Source organism: Klebsiella ornithinolytica NBRC 105727 = ATCC 31898 (genome assembly GCF_001598295.1).
GTDB classification, from domain to species: Bacteria; Pseudomonadota; Gammaproteobacteria; order Enterobacterales; family Enterobacteriaceae; genus Klebsiella; species Klebsiella ornithinolytica.
Window position 1 is genome coordinate 65,367 of the sequence record NZ_BCYR01000018.1, and the last position, 14,954, is coordinate 80,320.

General features: G+C 56.2%; 12 protein-coding genes. 6 read left to right on the plus strand and 6 right to left on the minus strand.

Features of this window, described 5'->3' with window-relative positions; all coding sequences use genetic code 11:
• Window positions 1–42 precede the first annotated feature (42 nt).
• Window positions 43–1,158, plus strand: coding sequence for a macrolide transporter subunit MacA (gene macA, locus ROR01S_RS23605; protein WP_004860011.1), 1,116 nt, complete (start codon window positions 43–45; stop codon window positions 1,156–1,158).
• Window positions 1,155–3,101, plus strand: coding sequence for a macrolide ABC transporter ATP-binding protein/permease MacB (gene macB / locus ROR01S_RS23610; RefSeq protein ID WP_015584805.1), 1,947 nt, complete (start codon window positions 1,155–1,157; stop codon window positions 3,099–3,101). Before macA ends, macB begins: the two co-directional genes overlap by 4 nt.
• 68 nt (window positions 3,102–3,169) lie before the next feature.
• Here the strand turns inward: macB and cspD are convergent, their stop codons facing one another.
• On the minus strand, window positions 3,170–3,391 hold the full coding sequence (cspD, locus tag ROR01S_RS23615) for a cold shock-like protein CspD (RefSeq protein WP_004860015.1): 222 nt from the start codon (window positions 3,389–3,391) through the stop codon (window positions 3,170–3,172).
• Between the two features lie 325 nt (window positions 3,392–3,716).
• Between cspD and clpS the strand changes: the two genes are divergently transcribed.
• Together clpS and clpA are read left to right on the plus strand one after the other, a co-directional pair.
• The gene (clpS, locus tag ROR01S_RS23620) at window positions 3,717–4,034 is read left to right on the plus strand and encodes an ATP-dependent Clp protease adapter ClpS (RefSeq protein WP_004860017.1); all 318 of its coding nucleotides are present in this window, start codon (window positions 3,717–3,719) and stop codon (window positions 4,032–4,034) included.
• Window positions 4,035–4,064: 30 nt separating this feature from the next.
• Window positions 4,065–6,344, plus strand: coding sequence for an ATP-dependent Clp protease ATP-binding subunit ClpA (gene clpA, locus ROR01S_RS23625; RefSeq protein ID WP_064359928.1), 2,280 nt, complete (start codon window positions 4,065–4,067; stop codon window positions 6,342–6,344).
• A gap of 130 nt (window positions 6,345–6,474) precedes the next feature.
• Here clpA and infA read toward each other — a convergent pair whose 3' ends face one another.
• The 5 genes from infA to trxB form a co-directional block, all read right to left on the minus strand.
• Entirely contained in the window at window positions 6,475–6,693 is a 219-nt protein-coding gene (gene infA, locus ROR01S_RS23630) for a translation initiation factor IF-1 (RefSeq protein ID WP_002211347.1), read from the minus strand.
• Window positions 6,694–7,077: 384 nt separating this feature from the next.
• Window positions 7,078–7,782: a leucyl/phenylalanyl-tRNA--protein transferase gene (gene aat / locus ROR01S_RS23635; protein WP_004860021.1), complete on the minus strand. Its 705-nt coding sequence runs from the start codon at window positions 7,780–7,782 to the stop codon at window positions 7,078–7,080.
• A gap of 160 nt (window positions 7,783–7,942) precedes the next feature.
• Window positions 7,943–9,664, minus strand: a complete 1,722-nt coding sequence (gene cydC, locus ROR01S_RS23640; protein WP_064359929.1) for a heme ABC transporter ATP-binding protein/permease CydC — start codon at window positions 9,662–9,664, stop codon at window positions 7,943–7,945.
• Complete coding sequence (gene cydD / locus ROR01S_RS23645; protein ID WP_004860027.1) at window positions 9,665–11,431, minus strand: heme ABC transporter permease/ATP-binding protein CydD; 1,767 nt, start codon at window positions 11,429–11,431, stop codon at window positions 9,665–9,667.
• A gap of 114 nt (window positions 11,432–11,545) precedes the next feature.
• Window positions 11,546–12,514 carry a thioredoxin-disulfide reductase gene (trxB, locus tag ROR01S_RS23650; RefSeq protein WP_004860029.1) on the minus strand — a complete coding sequence of 323 codons (969 nt, stop codon included), beginning with the start codon at window positions 12,512–12,514 and terminating at the stop codon, window positions 11,546–11,548.
• 535 nt (window positions 12,515–13,049) lie between these two features.
• Between trxB and lrp the strand changes: the two genes are divergently transcribed.
• Both lrp and ROR01S_RS23660 read left to right on the plus strand, forming a co-directional pair.
• Window positions 13,050–13,544, plus strand: coding sequence for a leucine-responsive transcriptional regulator Lrp (gene lrp, locus ROR01S_RS23655; protein WP_000228469.1), 495 nt, complete (start codon window positions 13,050–13,052; stop codon window positions 13,542–13,544).
• 135 nt (window positions 13,545–13,679) lie between these two features.
• Window positions 13,680–14,954 (plus strand): DNA translocase FtsK 4TM domain-containing protein (locus ROR01S_RS23660; RefSeq protein WP_174539226.1); only part of this gene is annotated, 1,275 nt, incomplete at its 3' end.

A 14,954-nucleotide genomic window follows, 5' to 3' on the forward strand; every position in this document is an offset into this window, starting at 1 on the left:
AATCACCCCCTGGCTCTGCGAGTTAAAACATCAGGAATTTTTATGAAGCTCAATGGAAAACGCAGGAAAGTCTGGTGGCTGCTGGTCGTTGTCGTGCTGGCGCTGGCCTTCTGGGGATGGCGGATACTCAATGCACCGCTGCCGCAGTATCAGACATTAGTGGTGCGTAAAGGCGATTTACAGCAGAGCGTGCTGGCCACCGGCAAACTGGACGCGCTGCGCAAAGTCGATGTCGGGGCGCAGGTGAGCGGCCAGTTAAAAACGCTGCGCGTGAATATTGGCGACAAGGTTCAGAAAGATCAGCTGCTGGGGGTGATTGACCCCGAGCAGGCGCAAAACCAGATCAAAGAAGTCGACGCGACGCTGATGGAACTGCGCGCCCAGCTGAATCAGGCTCGCGCTGAACGCCAGCTTGCCGCGGTCACCCTGGCTCGCCAGCAGCAGCTGGCCCAACGTCAGCTGGTTTCCCGCCAGGAGCTGGATACGGCGGCTACGGATTTGGCGGTGAAAGAGGCGCAGATCGGCACCATCGAGGCGCAGATAAAGCGTAATCAGGCGACGCTGGATACTGCAAAAACCAACCTCGACTACACGCGGATCCTGGCACCGATGTCCGGTGAAGTGACGCAAATTACCACTCTGCAGGGGCAAACGGTGATTGCCGCCCAGCAGGCACCCAATATTCTGACCCTGGCCGATCTCAGTACGATGCTGGTCAAAGCTCAGGTATCTGAGGCGGACGTGATTCACCTTCGTCCGGGGCAAAAAGCCTGGTTTACCGTACTCGGCGACCCGCTGACCCGCTACGAGGGGAGCCTGAAGGATATTTTACCCACCCCGGAAAAAGTCAACGACGCCATTTTCTATTATGCCCGCTTTGAAGTGCCGAATCCGCAGGGGATCCTGCGCCTGGAGATGACGGCCCAGGTGCATATCCAGATGGCGGAAGTAAAAAATGTCATCACCATCCCGCTCAGCGCGCTGGGCGATGCCATCGGCGATAACCGTTACCACGTTCGTCTGCTGCGCACCGGCGAGGTGAAAGAGCGCGAAGTGACTATCGGCGCGCGCAACGATACCGATGTGGCGGTGGTGAAAGGGCTGGAAGAAGGCGATGAGGTGATCGTCGGCGAAAGTCGTTCCGGGACGGCAAAATGACGGCGTTGCTCGAACTGCGTGATATCCGCCGCAGCTACCTCTCCGGTGACGGCAGTGTTGAGGTGCTCAAGGGCGTGACGCTGAGCATTGCCGCTGGTGAAATGGTGGCGATTGTCGGGGCATCGGGTTCAGGAAAATCGACGCTGATGAATATTCTCGGCTGTCTCGATAAACCGACCAGCGGCAGCTACCGCGTTGCCGGAACCGATGTCTCCTCACTCAGCGGTGATGCGCTGGCCCGCCTGCGACGGGAACATTTTGGTTTTATTTTCCAGCGTTACCATCTGCTTTCGCACCTGACGGCAGCGCAGAACGTTGAAGTCCCGGCGGTGTATGCCGGGGCCGAGCGACGAGAACGCCTGGCCCGGGCGCATGATTTGCTGGTACGGCTTGGTCTGGGAGAGCGGGCGGAATATCAGCCTTCGCAGCTCTCCGGCGGCCAGCAGCAGCGGGTCAGTATCGCCCGCGCGCTGATGAATGGCGGGGAGGTGATTCTGGCCGATGAGCCGACCGGCGCCCTGGACAGCCGCTCGGGTGAAGAGGTCATGGCTATCCTGCATCAGCTGAAATCGCAGGGGCATACGGTGATTATCGTCACCCATGATCCGCAGGTGGCGGCACAGGCCGAGCGGATCATTGAGATCCACGATGGGGAAATTGTGCGTAACCCGCCGGCGAAAAGTCTGACCGGCGGCGGGGTAGCCCGGCCGTTGGGCGGTGAAGAGCCTTCCGCATGGCGCCAGTTTACCAGCGGCTTTCGTGAAGCGCTGGTCATGGCCTGGCGGGCGATGGCGGCCAATAAAATGCGCACCCTGTTGACCATGCTCGGCATCATTATTGGTATCGCATCGGTGGTGTCGATCGTGGTAGTGGGCGATGCGGCCAAACAGATGGTGCTGGCGGATATTCGCGCAATTGGCACCAACACCATCGATGTTTATCCCGGTAAAGATTTTGGCGATGACGACCCCCGCTATCAGCAGGCGCTGAAATATGACGATCTGCTGGCCATTCAGAAGCAGCCCTGGGTGAGTTCGGCGACGCCCGCGGTGTCAAAAAGCCTGCGCCTGCGTGCCGACAACATCGATGTTGCCGCCAGCGCGGAAGGGGTCGGGCCACAGTATTTTAATGTCTACGGCATGACCTTTAGCGAAGGCAATACATTTAACGAGCTGCAGCTCAACAGTCGGGCGCAGGTGGTGGTGCTGGATAGCAATACGCGTCGCCAGCTGTTTCCGCACAAAACGCGGGTTGTCGGGGAGATAATCCTCGTCGGCAATATGCCGGCGACCATCGTCGGCGTCGCGGATGAGAAACAGTCGATGTTTGGCAGCAGTAAAATCCTGCGCGTCTGGCTGCCGTACACCACTATGGCCGGGAGAGTGATGGGGCAATCGTGGCTCAATTCGATTACCGTTCGCGTAAGGGAAGGGTATGACAGCGCCGCCGCCGAACAGCAGCTGTTGCGTTTACTTGAGCTGCGCCATGGCAAAAAAGATGTTTTTACCTGGAATATGGACAGCATCTTGAAAACGGCGGAACGGACCACACATACATTACAGCTGTTTCTGACTCTGGTCGCGGTGATTGCGCTGGTGGTGGGCGGTATCGGCGTCATGAATATCATGCTGGTGTCGGTGACCGAACGAACGCGTGAAATCGGGATTCGGATGGCGGTCGGGGCGCGGGCCAGCGACGTACTGCAGCAGTTTCTGATTGAGGCTGTTTTAGTCTGTCTGGTCGGCGGCGCGCTGGGCGTGACGTTATCGCTGATGATCGCGGTGGTTCTGCAGCTGTTTTTACCCGGCTGGGAGATCGGTTTTTCTCCGCTGGCGCTGCTGACGGCGTTTTTGTGCTCGACGCTAACCGGCGTACTGTTCGGGTGGCTGCCGGCGCGAAATGCCGCGCGCCTCGATCCGGTGGATGCGCTGGCCCGCGAGTAGAAACAAAAAAATGCCAGTCAGAAGGACTGGCATTTTACTGGCAGGATGTACACAATGAAGCAAAAGAGTTATGCAGCCGCTTCTGCTTCCACAGGAACAATCACACTGGCGTGATTGCCTTTCGGCCCTTGGTGAACATCAAACCGAACGGCTTGTCCGGCTTTTAGCGTTCTGTAACCATCCATCTGGATGGTGGAGTAATGGGCGAAAATGTCTTCGCCGCCGCCCTCAGGGCAAATAAAGCCGAACCCTTTGGCATTGTTGAACCACTTAACAGTACCCATTTCCATACTTCGACATCCTTCGTAAATCTTTATTAGTAAGATGGAATGAACCGGTGGTGGAGTGACGAGTTGTTCAAATGCTCGCCAACTCTCGCTAGTACAATTTAGAGAAATAAGGAAATGCGTCAAGCAATTGACGGTAGTGGGAGGCGAAAAATGCGTCAAAATTTGAAGCAGTTAACGCTATTGCCGGGGAATGTGACAGACATCGCGGATGGAAGTAATAGATGATAGTTATCTATGATCTATTGTAGATTTGCGATGTGCATAGCCTCTGGTCATCGACAGGCCGCCGCCTGTTGGCAACAGCAACCGATGATGAATACTGACGATGAGTAAGAGAGATTGGCTGGACTTCGATCAGCTGGTAGAAGACGAAGTTCGTAATGAGCTTAAACCACCATCTATGTATAAAGTGATATTGCTCAATGATGACTACACTCCAATGGAGTTTGTTATTGACGTGTTACAAAAATTCTTTTCTTATGATGTAGAACGTGCAACGCAACTGATGCTGACGGTTCACTATCAAGGTAAAGCGATTTGTGGTGTATTTACCGCAGAAGTGGCGGAGACCAAAGTCGCGATGGTGAATGAATACGCGAAGGAGAACGAGCATCCATTGCTGTGTACGCTAGAGAAAGCCTGAAGACAGGCGTGAAAATTGGGGGAGGTGCCTATGCTCAATCAAGAACTGGAACTCAGTTTAAACATGGCTTTCGCCAGAGCGCGCGAGCACCGTCATGAGTTCATGACCGTCGAGCACTTGCTGCTGGCGCTGCTCAGCAACCCCTCGGCCCGCGAGGCGCTTGAAGCGTGTTCCGTGGACCTGGTGGCGCTGCGTCAGGAACTTGAAGCCTTCATCGAACAGACCACACCCGTTCTGCCCGCCACGGAAGAAGAGCGTGACACCCAGCCTACGCTGAGTTTTCAGCGCGTGCTGCAGCGTGCCGTCTTCCATGTACAATCCTCTGGCCGCAGCGAAGTAACCGGCGCTAACGTTCTGGTCGCGATTTTCAGCGAGCAGGAGTCACAGGCGGCCTATCTGCTGCGTAAACATGAAGTGAGCCGTCTTGACGTCGTCAACTTCATCTCTCACGGTACACGCAAAGACGAGCCGAGCCAGTCTTCCGATAACAGCGGAAGCCAGCCCAGCAATGAAGAGCAAGCAGGCGGGGAGGATCGTATGGAAAACTTCACCACCAATCTTAATCAGCTTGCTCGCGTCGGCGGGATCGATCCGCTGATCGGCCGCGACAAAGAGTTGGAGCGCGCGATTCAGGTGCTGTGCCGCCGCCGTAAAAATAACCCGCTGCTGGTGGGGGAGTCCGGCGTGGGTAAGACCGCGATCGCCGAGGGCCTGGCCTGGCGGATCGTTCAGGGCGACGTGCCGGAAATCATGGCCGGTTGCACCATCTACTCGCTGGATATTGGCTCCCTGCTGGCGGGCACAAAATATCGCGGTGATTTTGAAAAACGCTTCAAAGCGCTGCTTAAACAGCTTGAACAGGATACCAACAGTATTCTGTTTATTGATGAAATCCACACCATTATCGGTGCGGGCGCGGCGTCAGGCGGCCAGGTCGATGCCGCTAATCTGATTAAACCGCTGCTCTCCAGCGGTAAGATTCGGGTGATGGGTTCCACAACCTACCAGGAATTCAGCAATATCTTCGAAAAAGACCGGGCGCTGGCTCGTCGCTTCCAGAAGATAGATATTACCGAACCTTCCGTGGAAGAGACGGTGCAGATTATCAACGGCCTGAAGCCGAAGTACGAAGCGCACCACGATGTGCGCTATACCGCGAAAGCGGTGCGTGCGGCGGTGGAGCTGGCGGTGAAATACATTAACGATCGCCATCTGCCGGATAAGGCCATTGACGTCATTGATGAAGCCGGGGCGCGGGCGCGGTTAATGCCGGCCAGCAAACGGAAGAAAACCGTCAATGTCGCCGATATCGAGTCCGTGGTGGCGCGTATCGCCCGTATTCCTGAAAAGAGCGTCTCGCAGAGCGATCGCGATACGCTGAAAAATCTCGGCGACCGCCTGAAAATGCTGGTCTTTGGCCAGGGCAAAGCGATCGAAGCGTTAACCGAAGCGATCAAGATGGCGCGCGCGGGCCTCGGTCACGAGCACAAGCCTGTCGGGTCTTTCCTCTTCGCCGGGCCGACCGGAGTCGGGAAAACCGAGGTCACCGTGCAGCTGGCGAAAGCGCTGGGCATTGAGCTGCTGCGTTTTGATATGTCCGAATATATGGAACGTCATACCGTCAGCCGCTTAATTGGTGCGCCTCCGGGATACGTCGGTTTCGATCAGGGCGGGCTGCTGACCGATGCGGTGATTAAACATCCGCATGCGGTACTGCTGCTTGATGAGATCGAAAAAGCACATCCGGACGTCTTTAACCTGCTGCTGCAGGTGATGGATAACGGTACGCTGACCGACAATAACGGCCGCAAGGCGGACTTCCGCAATGTGGTGCTGGTGATGACGACCAACGCCGGCGTGCGTGAGACCGAGCGTAAATCGATTGGTCTTATCCAGCAGGATAACAGCCCGGATGCGATGGATGAGATCAAGAAGATCTTTACCCCGGAATTCCGCAACCGTCTCGACAACATTATCTGGTTCGATCATCTGTCCACGACGGTGATCCATCAGGTGGTGGATAAGTTTATCGTCGAGCTGCAGGTTCAGCTGGATCAGAAAGGCGTCTCGCTGGAAGTGAGCCAGGAAGCGCGTGACTGGCTGGCAGAAAAAGGCTACGACCGGGCAATGGGCGCACGTCCGATGGCGCGCGTGATTCAGGATAACCTGAAGAAACCGCTGGCTAACGAACTGCTGTTTGGTTCACTGGTGGACGGCGGACAGGTCACCGTTGCGCTGGATAAAGAGAAGGGCGCGTTGACCTATGACTTCCAGAGCGCGCAGAAGCACAAACCAGAAACGGCACATTAATGCCGCTCTGTGATAGCAAAAACCGGCCTGCGGGCCGGTTTTTTTATGCCGCTTTTAGCCGGCTGCAGATATGAAAAGACCGGGAATTATCCCGGCCTTCAGCATCTGACGCCACGAGGGCGGAAAACTATCAGCGACTACGGAAGACAATGCGGCCTTTGCTCAGGTCGTACGGGGTCAGCTCAACAGTCACTTTGTCGCCCGTCAGAATGCGGATGTAGTTTTTACGCATTTTACCGGAAATATGCGCAGTTACCACGTGACCGTTTTCCAGTTCTACGCGGAACATTGTGTTAGGCAACGTGTCAAGTACGGTGCCCTGCATTTCAATATTGTCTTCTTTGGCCATCTAGTCCTCTGGGGTATCACTACCGTAGTTTTGAACCGGCAAGATAATGCCGAAGTTCAGCGAGTAAGTAAAGGTTTACGTTTGTGCACTTTATCTTTCAGGCTGCCTTCGCTCACTCGGTTACATAGTTATTGACGCAGCCAGGCGCTTTGCGGTGCTACCTGACGCATCCAAAATTATTAAGGGTAAAATCATTGAAGTAGTTTTGGCGCATTGCCCGGAATTCACACGGATAAGCCGCATGACAGGCGCAAACGTAAAGGGGAGCGACAGAACGATGGGCGTTATCTGACTCTTATTATTCCCAAACGGCGGCGGGGCAACAGGCAGAAGCTACTCTACTGCGCAATTATACCATCACGGTAAAAAATGTGCTGAAAACATTTACACATTGCCGGTAAATAGCACCCTGGGCACCCAGAATCTTTCCGGCAGGCGACGGGTGCGCAATACCGACAGCGCATCAAGATAATCGCGGCGGGGGATTTCGACGGCGCCCAGCGATGCCGTGTGCTTATTCAGAACCTGGCAATCTATTAATTTCCCGCCGTCGCGGATAAACGCCTGGCAGAATATCAGCAAGGCCGTTTTCGACGCATTTTCCGCGCGGCTGAACATGGACTCGCCGCAAAACAGCGCGCCTTGCGCTACGCCATACATTCCTCCCACCAGCGTCTCGCCTTGCCACACTTCAATCGAGTGCGCATGGCCAAGCTCATGCAGCTGGTGATAGGCCTTGACGATGCTGGAGGTGATCCATGTCCCTTCATCGCGATTGTCGGCGCAACCTTCAATCACCTGACCAAACGCGTGGTTCAGCGTGACGCGATAGGGCGATCGCTGATGAAAACGCTTCATGCTGCGGCTGAGATGGAACTGCCCGGGCCACAACACCGCCCGCGGATCGGGGGACCACCATAAAATCGGATCGCCAGGAGAAAACCAGGGAAAAATTCCGTGCTGATAGGCCATAAGCAGACGCGACGGACTGAGATCGCCGCCGAGCGCCAGCAGGCCATTGGGTTCGCGTAACGCTCCCTCCGGGGAAGGGAAGGCAATGGACTGACGGGAGAGCTGAACCAGACGCATTTTAACCTCAATACGCACCAGGCAATTGTTCAATATATTCGCTGTTATTCAAGCGGACGGTCCGTCGCCATGCTGGCAAAGCCATGACGCAGCGGACCGCTCTTTTCAGCACGCCTGAAACTCATTGAGTATATACGCAAAACGGCGTGAAACAGCCGGACTACAGACGCTGCTTAAACTGGTAGTAACGCCCCTGTTCAGCCAGCAGTTCCGCGTGACTACCTTGCTCAATAATCTTGCCGTTGTCCATGACAATTATCCGATTAAACCGCGCCAGTCCGCGCAGGCGGTGAGTCACCATCAGCACGGTTTTTTCGCGCATCACTTCAGCCAGTAAATCGAGGATCTGGCTCTCTGTCGTCGCATCAAGGCCTTCGGTCGGCTCATCGAGTAACATCAGCGGCGCATCGTGCAGCAGCGCACGGGCAATGGCCAGTCTGCGCAGTTCACCGCCGGAAAGCTGGCGGCCGCCTTCGCCCAGCCAGGCGTTGAGACCGCTATCTTCCAGTAATTTTTCCAGCCCGACACGTTCCAGGGCTTTCATCAGCTGGATATCGCTGGCGCCGGGGGCGGCCAGCGACAGGTTATCGCGCAGCGTGGCGCTGAACAGATGCACACGTTGGGGGACGACGCTCATCGCCTGACGCAAAGTGGCTTCGTTGAGCCGGGTTAACGGCTGGTCGTTGAGTAAAATCTCGCCATTCGCCGGATCCCAGGCGCGGGTCAGAAGCTGCAGCAGCGTAGATTTACCGCAGCCGGTGCGGCCAAGAATGGCAATATGCTCTCCTGCGCCGACCTGCAATGAGATATTTTCCAGCGCCGGAGAAGGCTGCTGCGGATAGCTGAAGGTGACCTGGTTCAACGTCAATGAGATCTGCCCGAACGCCTGCCCCTCGCCGGCGGCGAAAGTGACCTCCGGCTGTTGCCCGGTAATCTGCGTAATTCGGCGGGCGGAAGCAATGACCTGTCCGAGATGCTGAAAGGCGCCGGTAACCGGCGCCAGCGCTTCAAATGCCGCCAGCGCGCAGAAGACAAAAAGGGCGATCAGCGCGCCGGGCTGGCTGTTGCCGCCTACGCCAGCAGAGGTGAGCCACAGCATAGCAACCACGGCAACACCACCAATCAGCAGCATCAGCGCCTGCGACAGCGCAGTCAGCTCTGCCTGACGACGCTGGGCATCCTGCCAGCGCTGCTCGGTTTTCTCCAGCTGCTTGCGGTAGCGGTCGCTGGCGCTGAACAGCATCAGTTCAGCCTGTCCTTGCAGCCAGGCGGTTAGCTGTTGACGGTACTGCCCGCGCATTTGCGTGATGCTCTCACCGGCGGGTTTCCCGGCGCGATAAAACAGCGGCGGCAGGACCAGCAGGGTCACCAGCATAATACCGCCTAGCGTCAGCGCCAGCGTGACATCGAGAATGCTTAAGCCTGCGGTGACCACCACAATGACAACCAGTGCGCCGATCAGCGGCGAGATGACCCGCAGGTAGAGATGATCCAGGGTGTCGACGTCGGCGACCACCCGGTTGAGGAGTTCACCTTGACGAAAACGCGCCAGCCCGGCAGGGGAGAGGGGGAGCAGCTTACTGAAGGTAAACACCCGCAGATGCTGTAACACGCGGAAAGTGGCGTCATGGCTGACCAGACGTTCGAAATAGCGACCGGCGGTACGGATAATCGCCGCCCCGCGAACGCCGGCTGCCGGCAGCATATAGTTGAAACTGTAAATACCGGCGACGCCAACGACGGCAGAAGCGGATAAAAACCAGCCTGATAGCGTCAGCAGGCCGATACTGGCCAGCAGGGTGACGATAGCCAGAACCACGCCGAGAGTCAGCAGCCAGATATGCCGTTTGTACAACGCCAGATAAGGTAATAGTGCGCGCATTTAAATCTCCTCCTGCCGGTGGGCCAACAGGGCGGCAAAAGGCCCGTTTGCCATAGCCAACTGGCTATAGGTCCCTTGTTCGACGATCTGACCATCCTGCATCACCCAGATGGCATCCCAGTCGGCGATACCTTCCAGCTGGTGGGTCACCATCAGCGTTGTTTGCTGCGAAGAGGCATTAAAGAGCGCCTGCATGACCCGCTGTTCGCTATGCGCATCAAGGCTGGCGGCCGGCTCATCCAACAACAACAGCCGGCACGGTACCAGCAGCGCCCGCGCCACGGCGATACGCTGCGCCTGCCCGACGGACAGGCGACCCGCCTGATCGCCGACCGGCGTATTAATCCCTTGCGGCAGTTGGGAGATGAATTCGCTCACCCAGGCCTTATCCAGCGCGAGCTGAAGCTGTGCTTCGCTGGCTTCCGGCCAGGCCAGCAGAACGTTTTCGCGTAGCGTGGCGGCCGGTAGCTGCGGGTTCTGCCCCACCCAGCTGAGCAGACGATGCCAGCGGCTGACGTCAAGATCGCGCAGTTCAACGCCGTTGACCAACAGCGAGCCGTCGTAGGGGAGAAAACCGGTCAATGCATTCAAAAGCGAACTTTTGCCGGAGCCGCTCTGCCCGACCAGCACGACGCGTTTACCGGCCGGGAGCGTAAAGTTCAGCGGCCCCGCCAGGACTTTGCCTTCCGGCGATTTGATAACCGCATCGCGCGCTTCGAGACTAATCAATTCGTTGTCGCTGAGGATCTTCTCGCCGCGAGTTTCCTGCGCCAGCGGCTTTTCCATAAACGTTTTCAGACTATCCGCAGCACCGATGGCCTGAGCTTTGGCATGGTAAAAGGTGCCTAAATCACGCAGCGGCTGGAAAAATTCCGGCGCCAGGATCAGGGCCAGGAAACCTGACATCAGGGTGACGCCCACGCCATAGTGGCCAAAGTTGAGCTCGCCGAGATAGGAGAAACCGAAGTAAACCGCGACCAGAGCAATGGAGAGCGAGGTGAAAAACTCCAGTACGCCGGAGGAGAGAAAGGCGAGGCGCAACACTTCCATCGTCCGCTGGCGGAAATCCTGGGAAGCATGGCGAATATTGTCCGTTTCCGCTTCGCCACGGTGAAAGAGGCGCAGCGTTTCCATCCCGCGCAGGCGGTCGAGAAAGTGGCCGCTCAGGCGAGCGAGCGCCAGGAAGTTGCGGCGATTGGCCTCCGCCGCGCCCATGCCGACCAGCGCCATAAACAGCGGGATCAGCGGGGCAGTGCCGAGAAGAATCAGCGCCGCCGCCCAGTTTATCGGGAAAATGGTGATCACAATCAGCAGCGGGACGCTGGCGGCGAGGGTCATCTGCGGGAGATAACGCGCGTAGTAGTCGTGCATATCGTCAATTTGTTCAAGTACCAGCGTCGCCCAGCTTCCGGCGGGTTTCCCCTGAATCCACGCAGGGCCAGCCTGCTGCAGGCGATCGAGCACCTGGCGGCGGATTTCATAGCGAATATGCTGCCCGGCATAGAAACCTACCCGCTCGCGTAGCCATACCACCCAGGCACGCAGAACAAAAATCAGCACCAGGACGATAAACGGCAATACCAGCGCCGTCGCCGGAATACTCTCCATAATCATGCGATGAAGGATCCGCGCCAGCAGCCAGGCCTGACCGACGATCAGCAGGCCGCTAATGACGCCCAGCGCGCGGGAAATCATCAACCAGCGACGGGAGAGAATGCTTTGCTCTTTTAACCAGCGTGTTAACTCTTGTTGACGGGTTTTATTCATTGCGCACTTAGCAGGTGTAGTTATGAGGTTTTTAGGCCACGCAATGTTACAACGAGGAAAAAATAAAGGCGACTTTTCGTCGCCTTCTTTACCTTTGTTACTGACTTGTAAAGATTATTTGCACGCGTCAGCTAAACCATCAAGATAACGTTCAGCATCCAGCGCCGCCATACAGCCGGTACCGGCAGAGGTGATGGCCTGGCGATAGATATGGTCCATCACATCACCCGCGGCGAATACGCCCGGAATGCTGGTCTGGGTGGCATTGCCGTGGATCCCGGACTGCACTTTGATATAGCCGTTTTCCAGCGCCAGCTGGCCTTCGAAAATGGCCGTGTTGGGGCTGTGGCCAATCGCGACAAACAGACCCGCGACCTCCAGAGACTCGACATTGTCGGCATTCTGCGTATCACGCAGACGCAGACCGCTGACGCCCATCTGGTCGCCCGTCACTTCTTCCAGCGTGCGATGGGTATGCAGCACGATATTACCGTTGGCCACTTTATCCATCAGACGATTAATCAGGATTTTTTCCGCGCGGAAGGTATCACGGCGGTGAATCAGGTGGACTTCGGACGCGATGTTAGAGAGGTACAGGGCTTCTTCCACCGCGGTATTGCCGCCGCCAATGACGGCCACTTTCTGGTTGCGATAGAAGAATCCGTCGCAGGTTGCGCAGGCGGATACGCCGCGTCCTTTGAATGCTTCTTCTGACGGTAGCCCCAGATAGCGTGCTGAAGCGCCGGTGGCGATAATCAGCGCGTCACAGGTGTACTCGCCGCTGTCGCCGACCAGGCGGAAAGGACGGTTTTGCAGATCGACGCTATTGATATGGTCGAAAATAATTTCGGTATCAAATTTCGTCGCATGTTCGTGCATACGTTCCATCAGCAGCGGCCCGGTCAGATCGTTGGGATCGCCCGGCCAGTTTTCCACTTCCGTGGTGGTGGTCAGCTGACCGCCTTTTTCCATGCCGGTAATCAGTACCGGCTGCAGGTTTGCGCGCGCGGCGTAGACTGCAGCGGTATATCCCGCAGGTCCAGAACCAAGAATAAGCAGTTTACTGTGTTTGGTCGTGCCCATGAGATCCCCATAATTTATTGGCATACATTGGGCTGGATTGTAGGGAATTTGTTGTCGTAAAAAAAGAGCGCAGCAGTTTTGTTAACGATATGTGCAATAGAGGCCGCCAATGAACTGGCGATTTTACGTGCGAAGAATATAACTAATTCTACTGTCGGCAGGACAATTATAAGAGGAAAACATGAGAATCACCGGGGGTGGATAATGAATATCTGGCATCTTGTACTAAAAATCGATGTTTTGCTTTGACAATCCCCTGTGCTTTTGCGAAAACATTCATGGAAGACAAAAAGCAGTGTTTCGCGTGCGGCGAATTTTCATGCACGCAAATGCCATTTTTATCCGGGTTAGCGAAATCTACGCATGGTGTGGACAGACGCCATGCGTGATGTCGGTGGCTGCCGTCAGGCAACGGGCTTCTCACGTACCCCTGGGGTTACTCGATGTCGTATACGGGTAAGAACAGGATGGACTCGGGCAGTGAAGGCTCTGAGTCGGAACAGGAGTAGGGAAGGAATACAGAGAGACAATAATAATGGTAGATAGCAAGAAGCGCCCTGGCAAAGATCTCGACCGCATCGATCGTAATATTTTGAATGAGCTTCAAAAAGACGGGCGTATTTCAAACGTCGAACTTTCTAAACGGGTGGGACTTTCCCCGACGCCTTGCCTTGAGCGCGTGCGTCGACTGGAAAGACAGGGTTTTATTCAGGGCTATACGGCGCTGCTCAACCCGCACTATCTGGATGCATCACTTCTGGTATTTGTTGAGATTACTCTGAATCGTGGCGCGCCGGATGTGTTTGAGCAATTTAACGCCGCTGTGCAAAAACTTGAAGAAATTCAAGAGTGTCATCTGGTATCCGGTGATTTCGACTATCTGTTGAAAACCCGCGTGCCGGATATGTCAGCGTATCGCAAATTACTGGGCGAGACCCTGCTACGTCTGCCGGGCGTGAACGACACCCGTACCTACGTGGTAATGGAAGAAGTCAAGCAAAGTAATCGTCTGGTAATTAAGACGCGCTAACACGGAACAGGTGCAAAATCGACGTAGTTTGATTACACTCCTGTTAATCCATACAGCAACAGTGCCGGGGTGACCCGGCACTGTTGTCCGTTTTAGCAGCAGGCAGGAAACAGCCTGATACCTGGAGAGCCTTTTTTGAGCCAGGAATACACCGAAGACAAAGAAGTCAAACTGACCAAGTTAAGCAGCGGGCGCCGACTCCTTGAGGCGTTACTCATCCTTTGCTCCCTGTTTGCCATCTGGCTGATGGCGGCATTACTGAGCTTTAATCCCTCGGATCCTAGCTGGTCGCAAACGGCCTGGCACGAACCTATTCATAACATAGGTGGCATTCCGGGAGCCTGGCTTGCCGATACGCTATTTTTCATTTTTGGCGTAATGGCTTACACCATTCCCGTAATTATTATCGGCGGCTGCTGGTTTGCCTGGCGTAATCAGGCCAGCGACGAGTACATCGACTACTTCGCCGTATCGCTACGCTTAATTGGCGCACTGGCGCTGATTCTGACCTCCTGCGGCCTGGCCGCGATTAACGCCGATGATATCTGGTATTTTGCCTCCGGCGGCGTGATCGGCAGTTTGCTGAGCACCACTCTGCAACCGTTGCTGCACAGCAGCGGCGGCACTATTGCGCTGCTGTGCATCTGGGCGGCAGGTTTAACGCTGTTTACCGGTTGGTCATGGGTCAGCATTGCCGAAAAACTCGGCGGTGCGATTTTGTCTGTTCTGACATTCGCCAGTAACCGTACCCGTCGGGACGATACCTGGGTGGATGAGGACGAATACGAAGACGATGAAGACGACTACGACGACGCCGTGAAGCCGCAGGAATCTCGTCGTGCGCGCATTTTACGCAGCGCGCTCGCGCGCCGTCAGCGTCTGGCGGAGAAATTCTCCAATCCGATGGGGCGTAAAACCGATGCCGCGCTGTTCTCTGGCAAACGTATGGATGATGCCGAAGAGGATGTGCAGTTCAGCGCCAACGGGGCGCCCGTAGCGGCGGACGATGTACTCTTTTCGGGTTCCAGCGCCGCACGTCCGGGCGATGCTGACGATGTGCTGTTCTCTGGCGCCAGCGCGGCGCGGCCGGGAGATTTTGACCCTTACGATCCGCTATTAAATGGTCACAGTATTGCCGACCCGCTGGCTGCAGCAGCTGCTGCCACCGCAGCGCCACAGGCATGGGCTGAACCGGTAGCTGAGCACGTGCCGCAGCCGGTTTACCAGCCAGATCCGTCTTATCCGCAGCATCAGGCGTATCAGCCTGAGCAGGCGCCGGTACAGCAGCCGGTTTACCAGCCGGAGCCGTCTTATCCGCAGCATCAGGCGTACCAGCCTGAGCAGGCGCCGGTGCAGCAGCCGGTTTACCAGCCGGAGCCGTCTTATCCGCAGCATCAGGCGTACCAGCCT

Coding starts and splice junctions, on each gene's coding strand:
- macA (WP_004860011.1), top strand. CDS start 43: ATGAAGCTCAATGGAAAACGCAGGAAAGTCTGGTGGCTGCTGGTCGTT.
- macB (WP_015584805.1), top strand. CDS start 1,155: ATGACGGCGTTGCTCGAACTGCGTGATATCCGCCGCAGCTACCTCTCC.
- cspD (WP_004860015.1), bottom strand. CDS start 3,391: ATGGAAATGGGTACTGTTAAGTGGTTCAACAATGCCAAAGGGTTCGGC.
- clpS (WP_004860017.1), top strand. CDS start 3,717: ATGAGTAAGAGAGATTGGCTGGACTTCGATCAGCTGGTAGAAGACGAA.
- clpA (WP_064359928.1), top strand. CDS start 4,065: ATGCTCAATCAAGAACTGGAACTCAGTTTAAACATGGCTTTCGCCAGA.
- infA (WP_002211347.1), bottom strand. CDS start 6,693: ATGGCCAAAGAAGACAATATTGAAATGCAGGGCACCGTACTTGACACG.
- aat (WP_004860021.1), bottom strand. CDS start 7,782: ATGCGTCTGGTTCAGCTCTCCCGTCAGTCCATTGCCTTCCCTTCCCCG.
- cydC (WP_064359929.1), bottom strand. CDS start 9,664: ATGCGCGCACTATTACCTTATCTGGCGTTGTACAAACGGCATATCTGG.
- cydD (WP_004860027.1), bottom strand. CDS start 11,431: ATGAATAAAACCCGTCAACAAGAGTTAACACGCTGGTTAAAAGAGCAA.
- trxB (WP_004860029.1), bottom strand. CDS start 12,514: ATGGGCACGACCAAACACAGTAAACTGCTTATTCTTGGTTCTGGACCT.
- lrp (WP_000228469.1), top strand. CDS start 13,050: ATGGTAGATAGCAAGAAGCGCCCTGGCAAAGATCTCGACCGCATCGAT.